Source organism: Paenibacillus sp. 2KB_20, assembly GCF_052115765.1.
Lineage (GTDB): Bacteria > Bacillota > Bacilli > Paenibacillales > Paenibacillaceae > Paenibacillus_AQ.
Map to the genome: position 1 here is coordinate 1 of NZ_JBFRHH010000004.1, position 17,773 is coordinate 17,773.

Consider the following 17,773-nt stretch of genomic DNA (forward strand, 5'->3'; position numbering starts at 1 on the left):
AAGACCATTCCTTTCTTTGAGCCTGAACATCTCAAGTTTATCGGAATGGTCTTAGTGGTCAAACCCTCAATCCCTCCACCCGCATAGCGGGTGGTTTTTTGTTTCGCGCGTTTCACGCACTCAACTGGCTAAAGCCATAAATAAAAAAACCTGATCCATACAGATCAGGTCTCTTACATCGCTGTATTCACTTTAAGTATAGTTCAGGGTGCTGCTTCATATCCAGCATAAACTGCTTCAGCCCTTCACGCCAATGCGGTAAATCCTCTAATTGGTTTAGACGGATAGCCAGGTGATCCATCGTTGAATTGGCTGGACGTGGAGCAGGCCGTGGAAACTCCGTAGTAGTACAAGGTTGCAATTCAGCTGTTATCTCTAGTCCCAACTGTTCACGGGCTTCTTCAAAAATAGCCTCAGTGAATTCATACCAAGTACAAAAGCCGCTGTTGGAGGCATGATATAAACCGTATTTTTCAGTGGAAATGAGATGTAACAAAAACTGCGCCAGATGTACCGTGTAGGTGGGAGATCCTTTTTGATCGTTAACCACCTTTAATAGCGGTTTTTCCTGACCTAGACGGAGCATAGTTTTTACAAAGTTGTTGCCATGCAGGCCGAACAACCATGAAGTTCGTACAATAAACCAACGAGAGCAAAAACTCTGAACCATCTGTTCACCTGCAAGCTTGGACTTTCCATAAACGCTTTGCGGGGCGGGGGAATCATACTCTATATAAGGCCTCCCGGTCGTGCCACTATAAACGTAATCTGTGCTAATAAATACGATCTTGGCATCAATTTTTTCGGCGGCAAGGGCCATGTTTCTAGTACCTATTGCATTCACAAGATAAGCACCATCCACATCCGTCTCTGCAGCATCTACCGCCGTATAAGCCGCACAATGAATGATCCAGTCGGGGTGGCGAGTTGAACTTACTTGGAGGCATTGATCTAAGTCCGTTATGTTTAGTTCTTCTCTACGGCAGCTAAAAACTTCATGACCAGCTAGGTTAAATATCCGTGCAATATCCTGCCCTAGCTGACCATGTGCTCCTGTGATTAATACCTTCATCCGTTCCCACCCAAACGGCTACCATACTGCTGGGTCATATAATCACGATATGCGCCGGATTGAATTCTCGTCCACCACTCTTTGTTGCTCAAATACCACTGAATCGTTTCCTTAATGCCTGTCTCGAAGTTGTGCTTTGGCTTCCAGTCCAGCTCATTCATGATTTTTATAGGATCAATGCCATACCGTCGGTCATGGCCTGGACGGTCTGCCACGTAAGTGATAAGTGACTCAGGTTTGCCAAGCTCCCTCAGGATTGTTTGCACAATATGCAGATTGGTCCGCTCGTTGTTGCCCCCGATATTATAAACCTCACCTATTTTCCCTTGATGAATAACCAGATCGATCGCACTGCAGTGATCCTCAACATACAGCCAGTCGCGGATATTGAGGCCATCGCCGTAGACCGGCAGGGATTCATCATTTAGGGTACGAGAAATAATCAGAGGGATCAGCTTCTCAGGGAATTGGTATGGACCGTAATTGTTCGAGCAACGGGTAATGTTAACCGGGAGACCAAAGGTCTCATGGTAAGCTCTTACGAGCAGATCCCCGCCTGCTTTGCTGGCTGAGTAAGGACTGTTAGGAGCAAGTGGTGTCGTTTCAGAGAATAGCCCCGTATCCCCCAGAGAACCGTACACTTCATCCGTGGATACTTGGACAAACTTAGTTACGCCATATTTCTTGGCTGCATCTAGAAGTACTTGTGTACCCAGGACATTAGTGTTCACGAAAATCTCCGGTTCCAGAATGCTGCGATCCACGTGAGATTCTGCTGCGAAATTAACCACCACGTCGATGCTCTGTTGGAAAATTGCATCTACTGCTGGTTTGTCAGCAATATCTGCTTGGATAAATGAATAATTCGGGTGGGTTTGTACCGATTGCAAATTCTCTAGATTCCCTGCATACGTGAGCGCGTCCATATTAATGATCTGATAATCCGGATGCTGCTGAATCATATATAAAATAAAGTTACTACCGATAAAGCCGGCACCGCCGGTAACAAGAAGTTTCATCCGAACTGCCCCCTAGTCATAATTCATCTCTGCGTCTTTCAGCGGCGGGTGCCGCTGGTCTTTATCCGATAGAATCGGATTCGAAGTTGGCCAATCAATTCCTAAAGCCGGATCATTCCATAATATGCCACGGTCGTGCTCAGGGGAATAATATTCGTCGACTTTATAAAGAACCTGGGTACTCGGAACAAGAGTGCAGAAGCCGTGAGCGAAGCCTTTAGGAACAAGTAGCTGCCGATGGTTGTGTTCACTCAAAATAACACCGACCCACTGACCAAAGGTAGGGGAGCTTTTTCTGATATCTACGATGACATCATAGATGGCACCTGTCAGGACCCGAATAAGTTTCGTTTGAGCCTTAGGGTTGAGCTGATAATGAAGTCCACGCAAGACGCCCGCTTCGGCGGATAAAGATTGGTTGTCTTGAATGAAGTTAGAAGTAATGCCGTGCTGATGAAAAAGCGAATTGTTGTAACTCTCCATAAAAAAACCCCGGTGATCGCCGTGGACCACCGGTTCAAGTACAAAAGCATCTGTGAGTTTTAAAGGAGTTACGTTCATCGTTCAATTCCTCCCTAACTACAGTTTAAGTTTTCCGAAATCATCACCGAATCGAACATCTCTAGCCAACTCATTGGCCCGAGCGAGCGACGCATGCGTTCCCGCATCCGTCCACCATCCTTGAAGCACATCAAAGGTAAGCTTTCCTTGTTTAATGTATGCATTGTTGACGTCTGTGATTTCCAATTCGCCACGAGCTGAAGGTTTCAATGTCTTGATAATATCAAAAACTGTGTGATCGTACATATAGATTCCGGTTACGGCATAATTAGATTTGGGCTTTTCCGGTTTTTCTTCAATGGAGATGATCTGGCTGCCTTGTATTTCCGGAACACCAAAGCGGTTAGGATCAGTAACTTCCTTGATTATGATCTTGGCGCCGGATCTTTGACCCTGGAAGTTGGCCACATAGGTGGAGATGTCATCCTCAAACACGTTATCACCGAGGATAACAGCGATCGGTTCTCCACCAGCAAATTGCTCTGCAAGATTTAACGCTTGCGCGATGCCTCCTGCTTCATCCTGCACTTTGTAAGTGAAGGAGACCTCCAATTCCTGACCGCTGCCAAGAAGATTCACCACATCTCCCATATGGTCTTTTCCGGTCACAATGAGTATATCCGTCAAGCCCGCCTGACGGAGTTTATACACCGGATAGAAGATCATCGGATAGGCTCCAACAGGCAGCAGGTGTTTATTGGTGACTTTGGTTAAGGGATAAAGGCGTGAGCCTGTTCCACCGGCTAGGATTATAGCTTTCATGAAAACCTCCTATAATATTCTACTTCCAGATTTCTTTTTTTATAAGTCCACTACCAAATTGATAATCGTATTGAATTAACCAGCGCATATTTTTTATATCGCTAGTAGAATCATCGGCAGTTCTGCTGTTATTCACAAATTGGTAATAGAGTGGCTGTCTCATACCTGAAATACTAAAAACAAACGGAAGTAAGTCCTCAGAATTTATAATAGTTTCTTCTGTAAAATGATCAGTTTTAAGACTAAAATTCGACCATATTAATAGCGGTGTTGTATACATTTTGTCATGATTTTTATCATCATTTTGAAGAAAACCTGTTTCGTGATAAACATTAGTAAACCCATTTGGTGAAACATCCCCTAGACCTGGTAAATGATCCCCAAAAGAAACAATAATTGTTGGTTCATCCTGATTTGAAAAATAATTATACAGCTTATTTAATGCAGTATCAGTCCTGAATATTCCTTCTCCATAATTCTCTAAAATAGTCTTAGTGGTATCACTATAAAAATCATCCACTATATTTATTGTTTTATCCCCTATTTCCTCTGTATATGGCGAATGGTTTTGCATAGTGGCTGTAAAATTAAAAAAGCTAGCATTCTTGCCTGACATTTTATGCTCTTCATATTGTTTGACTATATTATTGAACAAGGACTCATCAGATACATAATTTTTAAAATACGTTAAGCTATTATCAACCTCTTGTATATCATCGATAAATAATTTCTTATCAAAGCCTAAGTAGTCATATACCTTTCTTCTATTATAGAAGTCAGCATAATACGGATGTAGGGCTACTGTATAATATCCTTGTTCTTTTAAATAACTTACCAATGATGAGGTATTCTCCTTAATATAACTTTTATAGGGTATAACACCTATAGGATAATTTGCTGTATCCATACTTGTCAAAACTTCATACTCCGTATTAGCAGTTCCGGCTGCAAATTGTGGGACTTGCAGGTTTAGAATGTATATCCCCTCTACTTCAGAGTTCATTAAGTGATTAGGAGTTATATTATACTTTACTTTTTCTAGTTTACCCAGATCCCAGTACGATTCATTAAGTATGAGTATAATATTCGGCTTGACGTTCACATTTTCTTCTTCATAATCTTCTATCATATTTTGATGTAACGTATTGATTAAAGAATTCATTTTCTTTGGATTATAGTTGTCAGGTTCTTTAATTGTCTTACTCATATTCCTTATAAACCCAAACATGAATCCGTTATTTGAGTAATTAAGACTCTGATCTAATTCATCTTCGGATATGTTCATTTTTAAGATCATACTAGAACTAATAATTGTTCCTATGAGCAGCATAACTACTGTAATGCTTAACACAACGCCCACTAAACGGTTCTTTCTACTAACACTTAGTTTATATTCAAAAAAATAAAAATAATAGAATAACAGCACTACTAAGAATATACCTGAGAATACGATGGGCAAATGAAGTGAGAAGCTATACTCTCTGTTAATCTTCCCCAATTCTGCAAATAGCGCAAGATCCCACGGGACCAGAACATCTGACCGAATCAATGCTTTATAGTAATTAATTGCTGCTAATGAAACGAATGTAATAGACACTAGAATAAAAGAAATTACTATAGTATTAGTAATAAACATCAGTATCAGCAAGAGTAAAGAAAGAATGATTAAGGAAATTGCTGCAGTCTGCCAAGAATCAACGGTCCATACAAAAGCCTCTGCTGGCGATTTACCATTAATTATTTCTACTATTAATAATACAAATAAACTTAAGAAAAAGACTATGATGGTCTGTTTAACGAAATTCCGTTTTAATTTCCCAATGAATTCATTGATGAACTCTATAAATAGAAAGCTGCTGCACATTGAGATTACAATTATATCAAGGATCTTCCACCATGCTTGCTCTAATTCGAAATACAACAACATTCCGGTGACGATACTTGTGATTGTAAGGCTAAAGCTTACGAATAATCTAATCCGGCTGCTTAAACTTAATTCGCCGATCTTGGTGGCTAGCGATATATATATAGTGAATAGTATTAATGCTATGAAGATGTTATGAAAAATGATATATTTCAGAGTTATGAAACTATAGTGCCCTACTGTTTTATCAACCTCACCGTTGTATAGATTAATACTGTATTCATATGTATTATTAATTGTTATATCTGCAAAACCTGACCAAGGATGATTTCGTAACGAGACCACTAATTTATAGTTCCCATCTAAATCAGATTGGTACGATGATGGATTATCCCCCATAGTCATTAACTGATTTTCTCTAACCAACCAACCAGTGTTAAAATTTTGTGTTGTTATATCCCTCTCCTTTGTATCAATTGTTATTCTGTCAATCCAAATTTCATTTCCTTTTGATTCTGCATTTTTTAAGTTTGATGGCTCAATCACAATTTCATTGATATTCCAACTACTTAATACAATATGATCTTTAAACAATATATAGTTGCTTAGGACCATACAAACGATTATAAATAACATCCCAAAATATTTTGATTTCACTACCGTATCCGCACGCGATATTTTTTCCCAAGTGGCAGAATAAATAATATAAAAGGAAAATGTAATTAATAAAAATAAAAGAAAAAAACTTCTTATATTAGCATCTAATATAAGAAGAATAAACCATCCGGAAAAAATAGCGATAAGTAAGTTGACAAATTTTCGCAGTAATAACACTACTGGACCCCCGTTGTTCTTTGCACTTTATATTTTACGAAAAAAACGCTTGAGATATCCTTTTCTCCAAAAACTATTTCGATATTCTCTTATTAATTGCTTCGGCTTGAAAATCAACAGTTTTGATGAAGGCTTGGCAATGTAACGCTTCACATAAATATTCCCAAACCCCTCTGCGTGCTCAATGTCACCTAATTTTTCAGCCTCTTCTTTGGTCGGATTCTCGAGAATTCTCTTCAATGGCTGTACAGCTAACTCTGTATCAATATTTATATTCAAACCATTCAACAGAGGAGCGATCTCTAATACAAATTCAAGAGCTCCTTCGTGCATAGAATTTAATTTCTTCATTTTCCCATCATTCATATCATTATCATCCAGTATCGGTTTGATCTTTCCTGAATGTTGTTCAAACTTAACGACACTTCCATGAGGAGCTCCAAAAATAAATTCAAAGATTTCGACACATAGTTTAATAATGGAGTAATGCTCATAAGGCTTGCTTAAGTTACATAAAAAACCTTGAATATTTAGGCCATTATTAATATATTTATCGGCCTGCTCATAAGTTCCAAAGTAATAACCATGAATCACAGGTTTATCTTTAACATCAGCAAGCATTTTTTCTAGAGAATATTGCATAGATCCATGCCAGCCAATGTCGACTATAGCCACTTTTTTATGGTCAAAAAAGCTTTCCTGATCCAGATATTTTATTAATAGTTCTTTCTCTTTTAAAGCATTGGAAGAAATCAAATTGGCAAGCTCGGAATATAAGTCTCTTAACATTGCATAGTCCTTACCAGAATCCACTATATGTTCCGCATCTGGAAATCCAACTTTTTTTATTACTTCATTAACGGCTGTATAATCTATGTTGATTCTTTTTAAAAACTCCTTTACCTTGAGTCTACTGGTACCACTACACAAAAAATTGATTGTTTCTTCGTCAATACCTGTAATTGATGCAAAATTAAACGCTCTTCTTGATGCATAAAGATAGTTGGAAGGCACAGTATTTTCTGTATTGTTATGTAAAGCATCATATACTTTTTTCATCACATATCCATCTCGGGATAAGAAGTATACCGACTCGATCTCATCTTTCTTTAGCTGTTTGGACAACCATTGAATAAAAGATACGTATAGAATACCGACACTTTGAAATCCAAAAGAGTACCAGAAGTCTTCTCTGATATCACTTCTATCGGAATAAATTTTGTTGTTCATAATACCTTTAATAATATTTGCTAAAACACCCTGATCCACATCAGAACGAGTATTCTTTTTTTCATAATCAAGACATTTCTTATAATAATACGTTTCTAGACCTTTATTACTCGCTTGCACAATATCCGACTGATGATTATCTCCAATATGAAGAATGTCCTTGGGTTGTACAGATAAGTCAGAAACAATATGATTATACATTTCCCCAGTAGATTTAGTTTTATTTAACTTGCTTGAAAGGTAAAGCTTCCTAAAATTAGTGTATCCATTATCATACAATATTGTTCTAATTACTTCATACGAGAGATACATATCTGAACTAAATACGACCTCTTTTCCATTTTCTAAGCAATAGTCGTATATTTTTTTCATATATGGATTTGCAGCACAGAACAAACTCTCTAAGGAAATTTCTAGAGTTAACAGCTCATTACATTTTCCGTCGTCCAAATCAGTTAAAACTCGGAATTCCTTGTAGATCTCTTCTATAGAAATTTCTGTTCGCTGATTCTCTATCCATGCATTATCCCTCGCTGTTTGCTCCGCAAGCTGCCTTTTAGTCGAGAAATCTTTAGTTTCAAAATTTGTACCCATTGACATATGATTTGATATGATATCGAAAATTTGTACAGGCTTTTGAATTTTTCTAAGAATAACTGTATCAAAGATATCAAATGACACGATCTTGGCATTATCAATTTTCTCCAGCAGTTCTTTATGGCTCATAATAGCTCCTTATCTAGATCTCAAAAAAAACTTTGCTATTCTTTTTAAAGTTGGATTTCGTTTAACTTTATTAGCAATGGTTTCAATTGGACTAATCTGTGCATGAATCAATTCAAAACTTTTGCCCATATTGACCAGAAAACCTAGTCCAATTTTATTGTTTTCTAGATCTTTTCTTAATAGCTCGTTTCTTAACTTTGTATCAAAGAAAATATGTTTTTCATGTCCACCAATAACCGAATTGGAATACTCTCCAACGTGGGTATCTAATCTATGATGATAATTAGCCAAACATTCTTTGATCAGGAATATGTCATATTTCTCCATAAATCGAAGGTGGAAATCCCAATCACCCAATACTGGAAGATCTTCTCTATAATATCCAATCTCATCAAAGACACTTCTATGAAAAATAAAGGAGATTGGAGGGAATACATTCCCGGCTGCCATACGATAAAGAGAGATTCCTTCGAGCCAAGTGTTGTAGGGCTCTTTATATTTGATTTGAACACTATTCCCGTTAATGGATTCTATGACTCTTGTACTATACGTAACACAGCCTTTAAAAGATTCGTGAGGAGTGCTATCCAAAATTTCTACGGTTCTCAACAAGAATTTACTATCCCATGAATCGTCATCATCATGAATGACTACATATTTGCTATTGACAGATTTTATGCCTTTATTTGACGCAGCTTCCATGCCTATTGAATCCTCATTATGAATCAAAACTACTTTATCATTAAATTTATGCCGGTACTCGTCTACGAGCGCACAGACGCCTTCCTTTTCTCCACCATCGTTTACTATAACCATAATCCAGTCTTCAAACGATTGATTTAATACGCTTTCTATTGCTCTTCTTAAAAGTACATTTCTATTCTTGGTTCTTGTAATTACAGCTACTTTGCCTGCTTTCAATGTTGTTTCCTCCTCTTTTTATACCAATAACCAATTTGCTTAAGGGGATTTTTTATCAATCTCTCTAACTCATTAGCCTTTTCTTCATATAATCTCCACCAATATGTGGTTTGTTCTTTCTGCCACTCCAAGTCTCCAATGGCTTTAACATATTTGCTCCACCACAAGTTTGTTTGCTCAACCTGCCATTCAAAGTCACGGAGCTTATTCTGATGTTTCTCCCACCATTTTGTTGTCTGTTCTTCTTGCCAAGATAATTTACTCTTAATCTCTTCGGTCCTCATCCACCATTCTGTGGTTTGTTCTTTTTGCCATGACAGGCTCTCATTCAAGTCATTAATCTTCTTCTCGTAATCTTCACTAATCGATTTATACTTTTCTGCTTCTTTCCACCAGTTATTAGTTTGCTCAGCCTGCCATTGCTTATCTTTATTTAATAAGAGCCTATCTGATTGCCACATAGCTCTGTACTGGTAAATCTGCATCTTATCTAAAATGTTATTCTCAAGCATTTTGGTATAGATCTTGTCACCTTTAGGAAAGAGAATGCCTAGCCCCCAGTTATGTTGAAACTCTAAATTTGGAAAATCCTCTTTTATTTCCCTCCAAAACTTATAGGCTTCATATCCATTATCTTCGGCGATATCATGAAACAAAATAATACCTTCATTTGCGAGTTTAGGCAGCCAAGTGTAGTAATCATTCGAAACAGCTTCATAACTGTGGTAACCATCAATATGAAGTAAATCTATGGAGTTATCCTCAAACTGATCTACAGCTTGATCGAAGTATTGCCTGACCATGGTTATGTTCTGATCCCGGTAAGTCTCCTCTACTATCTTTTTAAATAGACAGTACACTTCTTCATTATAATAGCCTGCATGTTCATCGCCTTCCCAAGTATCAATAGCAAATAATTCTGTCCGTAATTCAAAATCCTTGTCACTCTGACAAAAAGAAAAAAAAGATCCTCCCAAATGAGAACCCAATTCCACAATTTTTTTGGGCCTATAAAACTTAATAAGATCATACACAAAATTTCTATGTCCTCCCCAAGGGGACAAAGTCATATCATTTACAGCATCTGCTTCGAAGTAAGGTTCACTAATATTCCACTTCTCCATCATTGTAATCTCCTAGTTTCGATGTCTAAAATTTTATTATTAAAAAGTCCGTGAACCGATAAATTTGGATTAACATTATTAAGCGATATAATATTATGTGCCCAACATTGAATCACATGATTAAATTCATGATTCCCTTCACCAATCCCGAGTGTAACTGTATAAGCCCCCTCCCTTATTTCAGGCCATTTGAAGGTAATAGTAATTAAATGAACTCCTGGGTCTACTGAATAAGTGAACTGATCAGAACTTAGTGTATTTTCACCAAAAACACTATTTCCATACTTATCATTGACAAGATACCCATAAATCACCTGATTCAAAGTTTTTTTAGCTTCAAATATAAATGAAATTTTCAAAACATCATTTCTTGAAATATAACCTTTATAATCTTCCTCATTTACACTAACAGAATATTTAGTAATTCTGGCATCTAGCGCACCAGCCAGATCATTCTCATTTACTGGAACCCAGTTATCTTCAAAATCACTTTCAGCACTTAGACTCACATTGACTTCTTCGTTATATTGATAAACCTCGTTATGCAATGACTTAATATAGTGTTCAATTGCCTTTAATGGTTCACCCTCATAGACAACTCTGCCCTTCTCAAGAATAAAAACATAATCAGCCATTTTAGCTACAGTAGACATGTCGTGAGTTACAAGTATTTTAGTAGCATGTTTCATTTTTTCTTTCATATAAATGTTACACTTCTGCTGGAAGAAAATATCTCCCACGCTTAGTGCTTCATCAACAATTAGAATTTCAGGATCTACATGTATAGCAACAGCAAAGGCAAGTCTGGCATACATTCCGCTCGAATATGTTTTAACTGGTTGATAAACAAAATCGCCTATATCAGCAAAATCACAGATGCTATTCAACTTACTTTTCATTTCCTCTCTTGTCAAACCAAGAATAGAACCATACAGGTAGATGTTGTCAATTCCTGAGAACTCTGGATTAAAACCACTTCCAAGCTCAAGTAGTGCTGCAATTTTCCCTTGTACATTATAATATCCTGATGTTGCCGCTAATGTTCCCGCAACAATCTGTAATAAAGTACTTTTACCTGATCCATTCTTTCCAATTATTGCAACGGTTTGTCCTTTTAGGACGCGTAATGAAACATTATCTAGTGCGGTGAACTCACTGTAATATCTTTTACTTTTATTGATAAATTGTTTAAAACGGTGTTGCGGTTTCTCGTAAACTCTATACACCTTTTTCAGATCTACAACTTCAATTGCGCACTCAGAGGACATCTGAGAACCCCCTTTTCGTCTTCACAAACCATTTATATCCAATGACTAGAATAGTTATTGATATTAATAGCCCTAGTATCGTTTGTCCTATGTGCGGAAAAGTACCAACGAGCAAAATATTTCTTACTTCTTCAATTACATAGCTTAATGGATTAAAACTATAGATAATTCGCATATTTTCTGGTACAGATTCAACAGGATAAAACACGGGACTCAAAAACATCAATGCGGTGAGAAGTACACCAACCAGGTGATTAATATCTCTAAAAAATACGCCTAAGGAACTTACTATCCACGAAAGGCCAAGTGATAGAAAGCAAAGTGGAAGTATGATAATTGGCAGCATCACAGTCGTCCAATTAAGCCCACCGTTCATAATAAATATAAATACCAAAAGGATAACGTAACTAATACTACTAAAAAACAATGATGATAAAAGCGTAACTAAAGGGAGCAACTCTAGCGGAAAGACAACTTTTTTAACATAATTCGTATTAGAGGTTATTAAATTTGGTGCTCTACTGATAATATCAGAGAATAAATTATAGGTTGTTATTCCTGAAAACAATATTAATGAATACTCTAGATTGCTCGCTTCGGTTACACCCCATCTTGCTTTAAATACTACGCTAAAAACAAAAGTGTATACTACTAGCATTAGCAGCGGTTGTACTACAAACCAAAATAATCCAAGATAGGAACCTTTATACCTTGTTGCTATTTCCCTCTTTGTAAGTTGAAAAAGCAGTTCTCGGTGCTTAATAATTTCTTTCATTCTTCATCTGTCCTTTTTATTATTTAACATTCATACACATCATATAATTATATATGCTAAAATATTGTCGTATCTACAAGAAAAGGAGCTAAATATGTTGTCGAATCCAGTATACGGTAAAAAAGCTGTGGCGTCGAGGAAAGGTGAGGCGAGATCGGCTTTGTTTTGGGTGTTAATATCAGGAATTATTCTGTTTCTAGCATGGACGCCTTTCCAAACCGCTCTGTTCAACGGACAAGAGTTACAATTTGAAAAGCCGATTTTTTGGGCTGCTATACTAGCAACTCTACTATTATTTCTTTGGATCGCACAATTTTATAAAAGCATCCAACTCAAGGACGAAAGAGATTGGCTTGCTGTGGGTGTGCTTTTACTACCTCTAACTTACATACTCTCACTCATCAGTGCGGCTTCCCATAGTCTTGCCATGAATATGATCATCATAAATTGTATTTATGCTATTATGTTCATCATTGGACTGTACGTACTCCGTGACAAGTTAGGGAACCGAATCATTCAAAATACAATTATGGCTGTAGCATATCTTATTGTTGGTTTTGGCCTACTGCATTGGTTTGGCCAAGGCAAGACTGCAGGGGCCATTGCAAAATGGTTTTCTAACACGGTCTTAAACGGTACATATACTCATGCTGTAATGACTGACTCTAACGGTCTTCGTCTGACCTCGGTGTTCCAATACGCGAATACTTATGCTGCTTTTCTCATGGCTTTCTTGTTTGCAGCAGTCTTTTTCGTCACGACATCAAAAAAATGGTACGGCCAAGCTTTTCATAGCTTTATGCTAGTACCCATCATAGTATCGCTGCTCTTAACGTTATCTCGAGGCGGTCTGGTGATGTTACCTGTTGTATTTGTTCTGTTGCTCCTATTCCTGAAGCCAGCTAAACAATTGATGTGGATCCTGTACTGCGGTATAGCAGGCGTTGCTTCACTGATCATCTCCAAACCGATAACAGAGCTGGGCTTGAGTTTAAATGAAGCCTTCAGCAGTAGTGGCGCCTTTAAAGGTTGGGGAATCTTACTTGGTGTGTCCGCTGTTGTGGGTCTTCTTGGATGGGTCATTCAAAATTTCATCGCCCCAAAACTGGAGAGAGTATTGAGCAATTGGTCCGCGAAAAAAGCCTCCAACATGTGGATTCCCATCGGTTCCTTAGTTTTTGGGGGCCTGCTGATCTTCCTATTCATCGGCACCAATCTGAAGAATGTATTACCACAAAATATTAGTGTCCGTCTTGAGAACATTAACTTTAATCAGCACAGTGTTTTGGAACGCTTTACCTTCTATAAGGATGCCATGAAGGTGCTGGCAGACTACCCGATCATTGGAGCCGGGGGTGGTGCTTGGGCTTCACTGTATGAACAATATCAGAACAACCCATATACAAGCCGTCAAGCGCATAACTTCTTTTTACAGTACTTGATCGAGGTCGGAATTGTCGGATTTGTGATATTCATGTCGTTTATCCTGTACATTTTCTATAAGTATATTCGCGGCTATATCAAAGGCAATGAAGAAGATCGCAATCGTAATTTCCTTTATCTCATCATCGTCCTTTCGATTTTGATTCACAGTATTTTGGACTTTAACATGAGTTATGTGTTCATGGGGATTCTTGTATTCCTGGGGCTTGGAGGAATGGCTGCCGTAATGGACAGCAAACCAATCAAAAAATGGAGTCTACAAGATTCAACAGCAAGAAATATCTACACAGCTGTTATAGGCCTTGCTTCTATCATTGTACTGATCACTTCCATACGTTATGTACAGGCTGCCGAAGCTGGTATGGAGGCTCGCAGAATTGTTCAGGTTAGCTCTTCATTTGAGGAAATTAAGGCTCCTCTTGATAAAGACTTGAGTATACGCCCGAGCCATCCCGACTCGGTATTGTTAACCGCATCACTCTATCAGACTATATATAAGCAAGAACAAGATGAGAATTTTTATAACGCATCTGTTGATCTACTTAATAAAGCGTTAAAAGCTGAACCATATAACAAGTCTATGCTAAGTCGATTAATTGAAAGTTACGAAATGAAACAGCAACCGGAGCAAGCCTATGAAGTACTTATCAACAATGCCTATAAATTTAAATGGGACATTAACTGGTCCGAACAGATCATCAATAAAGGTTATGATCTAGGGACAAAGGCACTTGGCACAGGAGACCTAGCAACGAAAGACAAGTACTTCAAGCAAGCAATCGAGGCATTTGCCGAGGTTCAGACAGGTATTCAGCATTTAGCTACATTACCGGAAGGACAACTGCAAGGGCGCTCATTTGAGAACACACCAGATATGATCCTCCATGCAGGCAAAATGTACTACATGATGAATCAACCGGAACAGGCGGCCAATGCGCTCAAGATAGGCATTCAGGATGACCTGTCTCAGCCATCTGCTCAAGAGATCGTCAGATGGTATCTTGCCGGGCTTCATAAGCTAGGCCAGAACGACGAAGTGCTGCTTGAGAAGTTAAAGCAAGTTGATCCAAATGCGGAGCAAAACATCAAGCAGTTGGCGGATCTTCAATTCTAAATCAAATAGCGGGTGCGTTCCGGCAAGTCAACATCTACCGGAACGCACCCGCTATATTTTCACCTAAAAAACTATCTTACTTTCTCCATTATTTTATTCATATAAGCTAATAAATCTTCTCGTAATTCCTCTCGCTGCAGTGCATAGTGAATACTGGTCTGAATAAAGCCCATCTTCTCCCCGACATCATGGCGTATGCCCTCAAAATTGTAGGCTAATATCGGACTCCGGCGGGCTAGTACAGACAATGCATCGGTCAGCTGAATCTCACCATTCTTCCCAGCCTCTTGATCCTCCAGTAAATCAAATATAACCGAAGGTAAAATATAACGTCCCATAATAGCCAGGTTCGATGGTGCCTCGGCACGGGACGGCTTCTCTACCAGTCTTGATGTTTCATAGATTCTATCTGATTTCTGGAGTCCATCTATGATCCCATATCGGTCCACTTCATCCCAGGATACGGGCTGAACACCCACAATGGCCGACTGGTAGATATCGTAGACATTAATCATCTGCTTCAGGCAAGGCACGTTTGACTCCACGATATCGTCACCTAACAGCACCGCAAACGGTTCGTCCCCAATGAACTTGCGTGCGCACCAAATGGCATGGCCCAGTCCCTTGGGCTCCTTTTGTCGGATGTAATGAATATCTGCCATATCGGATGGCTTCCGTACCTCCTCGAGAAGCCCCCACTTCCCCTTCTCTGCCAAATTATGCTCCAACTCAAAGGAAGAATCAAAATGATCCTCGATTGCTCGCTTCCCTTTTCCTGTGACTATGATAATGTCCTCAATCCCTGAAGCAACTGCCTCTTCAACAATATATTGAATCGTTGGCTTGTCCACAATTGGGAGTATCTCTTTCGGCATCGCTTTCGTGGCCGGCAGAAAGCGCGTGCCAAGTCCTGCTGCTGGTATGATCGCTTTACGAATATTCATTTCTAACTATCGTCTCCATTTCCGTATATTCCCGAATAATGCTATTGTAGCATGTTCCGAATGGTCATTCGACATTAAAATCGATTATTGTCAAAGGCAGGCGGCTTATTATTCGTGGCTTTGCCGCTTAGGCCGCGTTGCCCTTCCCTTCAATTATCGGTTTTGATGTGGCTTTTTCAAGGAGAGACAGATAACTGGAAATAATGCCTTCCAACTTTAACCATAGAAAGACCTACTGCCCTCCGATATACTAGTACGAAACTTCGATGGACTACAAAGCCAAAGGAGCTGGTTACCTGATGAAAGAGAGAGACGCCTATTTCGATAACCTCAAATTCATACTGATCCTATTGGTGGTCGTAGGGCATCTCATCGAGCCGTTTAACGGGGAATCAACGATGGGAACGATCTATCAGTTCATTTACTCGTTTCATATGCCGCTGTTTATTTTTGCGGCCGGTTATTTCGCCAAGTGCATTCAATCCCCCAAACAATACGTCGACCTGCTGTCGGGACTGGTCGTGCCGTATTTCATATTTGAGACGCTCTATACCCTGTTCGACTATTACATGCAAGGCTTGGATCGGCTCGATTTCACGTACTTTTACCCCAATTGGATCCTGTGGTTCCTGTTTAGCATGACGCTGTGGAAAATGCTTCTGCCGTATCTGCTGATGCTCAAATACCCGCTCGTCGTCTGTTTCGCGATGTCCATCATGCTCGGGTACTCGATCGATGTCGACTATTACGCGAGCATTTCGCGCACGCTGTACTTCCTGCCTTTTTTTCTCACCGGATATGTTTTCAAAAGGGAATGGCTGGATGCCATCAAGGCCCGGCCATTTCAACTGCTATCGATCATCCTGCTCTCCGCCGGATTTGTCTTGCTGTACTTCATATCGCCGATCCTGCCAACTAACTGGTTCTACGGGGCGATGCCTTACCTGGAGTTTGGCTTGGACTCGTGGTATGCAGGCTTCTATCGTATGATCACCTACGCCTTCACCGTCATCATGGGACTGTGCGTCCTCTCCCTCATTCCGGACTCGGATACGCCCTTCACCGACCGGGGGGTTAACACCATGTATGTCTTTTTACTTCACGGGTTTGTCGTCAAAACGATGCAGCATCTCAACTGGTTCGAAGCGTTCCGGTCCACGGGAGGCATGCTAATGTTGATCCTATTGGGCGTAGTCTTAACCTGGGCGCTGTCCTCGCGATGGATCAAGCGCGGCTTCGGATGGGTCGTCGAGCCGAACGTAGGATTTCTGTTTAATACCCGATCCCGACCCAAGCACCGCCATGAACGCGTTGAATCGAAGCGTTCCGATGCAAAAAGGAGTGATGCCTAATGAGTGATGCCTAATCTGGCATCACTCCTTGTTTTGTGAGATTGGGACCGCTCAATAGGAACTCCATTTGAAAATGAAGCAGGAACAACCAATTGCAGTTGTTATCCGCTATTATCAACATTCTCAAATTGATCTGCTTTTATATTTATGTAATACAATATATCATTGGTTTGCTGCAGATAGTGTTGGCTCAATGTAGTGATGGACATTAATTCCTGTTGTGTTGCTCAAACGAAATCCTCCATTTTATAAATCTCATTTTTCTTTTTTGGAATTATTCCCTTTATTAAGCGCATCATTCAACTCCGGACTCAGAAACGTATTCAAGGTGGTCCAATCTTTATAATTAACGGAGATGTTAAATCGCTGTTCTTCCTCTCCGACCACGTGTCCCTCCATATTTACTTGGGAAGCAACATAGGTAGGGAGTATCTCTTCTTTCGTTATTTGGACATCCAAACCGTACTCTTCTTGAAAGTGCGTAATTGCCACTTTTTGTGCTTCCTCTATGATTGCTGTTTGTTCATTTCCCTTCACGTCCTTACACCCCCCAAGAACTACAGCCAATAAGATAAGTAACCCGAGCCAAAACATATATTTTTTAGAACTCATAATCCCCCGCCTTTTTACTCTTAATCCATAACAGGCTATTCTCTCGATTCTATCACTAAATAAAACAATAGATTCCAATTATAAACAATTGTTGTATACACCATGCGCATAGGGGACTGAAGTCCCGAATGCAGCGAAGCCCCCCTCATCTT

General features: G+C 39.3%; 13 protein-coding genes and 1 pseudogene. 2 read left to right on the forward strand and 12 right to left on the reverse strand.

All coding sequences use genetic code 11. The annotated features are described in order from the left end of the window. Window positions 1–187 precede the first annotated feature (187 nt). From rfbD to AB4124_RS12305, 10 genes and pseudogenes are all read right to left on the reverse strand, one after another. Window positions 188–1,072 carry a dTDP-4-dehydrorhamnose reductase gene (gene rfbD / locus AB4124_RS12260; RefSeq protein ID WP_441973041.1) on the reverse strand — a complete coding sequence of 295 codons (885 nt, stop codon included), beginning with the start codon at window positions 1,070–1,072 and terminating at the stop codon, window positions 188–190. Then, on the reverse strand, window positions 1,069–2,091 hold the full coding sequence (gene rfbB, locus AB4124_RS12265) for a dTDP-glucose 4,6-dehydratase (protein WP_441973042.1): 1,023 nt from the start codon (window positions 2,089–2,091) through the stop codon (window positions 1,069–1,071). The genes rfbD and rfbB overlap by 4 nt, the downstream gene beginning before the upstream one ends. Window positions 2,092–2,103: 12 nt before the next feature. After that, a complete protein-coding gene (gene rfbC, locus AB4124_RS12270) occupies window positions 2,104–2,652 on the reverse strand; it encodes a dTDP-4-dehydrorhamnose 3,5-epimerase (RefSeq protein WP_441973043.1) in 549 nt (182 codons plus the stop codon). 18 nt (window positions 2,653–2,670) lie between these two features. Beyond that, a complete protein-coding gene (locus AB4124_RS12275; protein WP_441973044.1) occupies window positions 2,671–3,414 on the reverse strand; it encodes a sugar phosphate nucleotidyltransferase in 744 nt (247 codons plus the stop codon). Window positions 3,415–3,433: 19 nt separating this feature from the next. Further along, a complete protein-coding gene (locus AB4124_RS12280) occupies window positions 3,434–6,112 on the reverse strand; it encodes an LTA synthase family protein (protein WP_441973045.1) in 2,679 nt (892 codons plus the stop codon). Window positions 6,113–6,139: 27 nt separating this feature from the next. Then, the gene (locus tag AB4124_RS12285) at window positions 6,140–8,068 is read right to left on the reverse strand and encodes an HAD family hydrolase (RefSeq protein ID WP_441973046.1); all 1,929 of its coding nucleotides are present in this window, start codon (window positions 8,066–8,068) and stop codon (window positions 6,140–6,142) included. Between the two features lie 9 nt (window positions 8,069–8,077). After that, a complete protein-coding gene (locus tag AB4124_RS12290; RefSeq protein WP_213646968.1) occupies window positions 8,078–8,989 on the reverse strand; it encodes a glycosyltransferase in 912 nt (303 codons plus the stop codon). Window positions 8,990–9,489: 500 nt separating this feature from the next. Next, a pseudogene (locus AB4124_RS12295) lies at window positions 9,490–10,113 on the reverse strand (class I SAM-dependent methyltransferase); the annotation flags it as partial. Continuing rightward, on the reverse strand, window positions 10,113–11,381 hold the full coding sequence (locus tag AB4124_RS12300; protein WP_441973047.1) for an ABC transporter ATP-binding protein: 1,269 nt from the start codon (window positions 11,379–11,381) through the stop codon (window positions 10,113–10,115). The gene AB4124_RS12300 and the pseudogene AB4124_RS12295, both read right to left, overlap by 1 nt. Beyond that, on the reverse strand, window positions 11,371–12,156 hold the full coding sequence (locus AB4124_RS12305) for an ABC transporter permease (RefSeq protein ID WP_213646970.1): 786 nt from the start codon (window positions 12,154–12,156) through the stop codon (window positions 11,371–11,373). The genes AB4124_RS12300 and AB4124_RS12305 overlap by 11 nt, the downstream gene beginning before the upstream one ends. 97 nt (window positions 12,157–12,253) lie before the next feature. On the opposite strand from AB4124_RS12305, the gene AB4124_RS12310 reads away from it, so the two are divergent. After that, window positions 12,254–14,713, forward strand: coding sequence for an O-antigen ligase family protein (locus AB4124_RS12310; protein ID WP_441973298.1), 2,460 nt, complete (start codon window positions 12,254–12,256; stop codon window positions 14,711–14,713). A 71-nt stretch (window positions 14,714–14,784) separates the two neighbouring features. On the opposite strand, the gene galU is transcribed toward AB4124_RS12310, so the two are convergent. Beyond that, window positions 14,785–15,657 carry a UTP--glucose-1-phosphate uridylyltransferase GalU gene (galU, locus tag AB4124_RS12315; RefSeq protein WP_441973048.1) on the reverse strand — a complete coding sequence of 291 codons (873 nt, stop codon included), beginning with the start codon at window positions 15,655–15,657 and terminating at the stop codon, window positions 14,785–14,787. A gap of 299 nt (window positions 15,658–15,956) precedes the next feature. Here galU and AB4124_RS12320 point away from each other — a divergent pair, with 299 nt between their 5' ends. Then, a complete protein-coding gene (locus AB4124_RS12320; protein WP_441973049.1) occupies window positions 15,957–17,009 on the forward strand; it encodes an acyltransferase family protein in 1,053 nt (350 codons plus the stop codon). 255 nt (window positions 17,010–17,264) lie between these two features. Here AB4124_RS12320 and AB4124_RS12325 read toward each other — a convergent pair whose 3' ends face one another. Continuing rightward, the gene (locus tag AB4124_RS12325) at window positions 17,265–17,621 is read right to left on the reverse strand and encodes a hypothetical protein (protein ID WP_441973050.1); all 357 of its coding nucleotides are present in this window, start codon (window positions 17,619–17,621) and stop codon (window positions 17,265–17,267) included. Between the last annotated feature and the right edge of the window lie 152 nt (window positions 17,622–17,773).

What these genes read in the sequence shown, in the direction of transcription:
- rfbB (WP_441973042.1), bottom strand. Translation starts at nt 2,091, where the DNA reads ATGAAACTTCTTGTTACCGGCGGTGCCGGCTTTATCGGTAGTAACTTT.
- AB4124_RS12325 (WP_441973050.1), bottom strand. Translation starts at nt 17,621, where the DNA reads ATGAGTTCTAAAAAATATATGTTTTGGCTCGGGTTACTTATCTTATTG.
- rfbC (WP_441973043.1), bottom strand. Translation starts at nt 2,652, where the DNA reads ATGAACGTAACTCCTTTAAAACTCACAGATGCTTTTGTACTTGAACCG.
- AB4124_RS12305 (WP_213646970.1), bottom strand. Translation starts at nt 12,156, where the DNA reads ATGAAAGAAATTATTAAGCACCGAGAACTGCTTTTTCAACTTACAAAG.
- AB4124_RS12300 (WP_441973047.1), bottom strand. Translation starts at nt 11,381, where the DNA reads ATGTCCTCTGAGTGCGCAATTGAAGTTGTAGATCTGAAAAAGGTGTAT.
- rfbD (WP_441973041.1), bottom strand. Translation starts at nt 1,072, where the DNA reads ATGAAGGTATTAATCACAGGAGCACATGGTCAGCTAGGGCAGGATATT.
- galU (WP_441973048.1), bottom strand. Translation starts at nt 15,657, where the DNA reads ATGAATATTCGTAAAGCGATCATACCAGCAGCAGGACTTGGCACGCGC.
- AB4124_RS12285 (WP_441973046.1), bottom strand. Translation starts at nt 8,068, where the DNA reads ATGAGCCATAAAGAACTGCTGGAGAAAATTGATAATGCCAAGATCGTG.
- AB4124_RS12320 (WP_441973049.1), top strand. Translation starts at nt 15,957, where the DNA reads ATGAAAGAGAGAGACGCCTATTTCGATAACCTCAAATTCATACTGATC.
- AB4124_RS12275 (WP_441973044.1), bottom strand. Translation starts at nt 3,414, where the DNA reads ATGAAAGCTATAATCCTAGCCGGTGGAACAGGCTCACGCCTTTATCCC.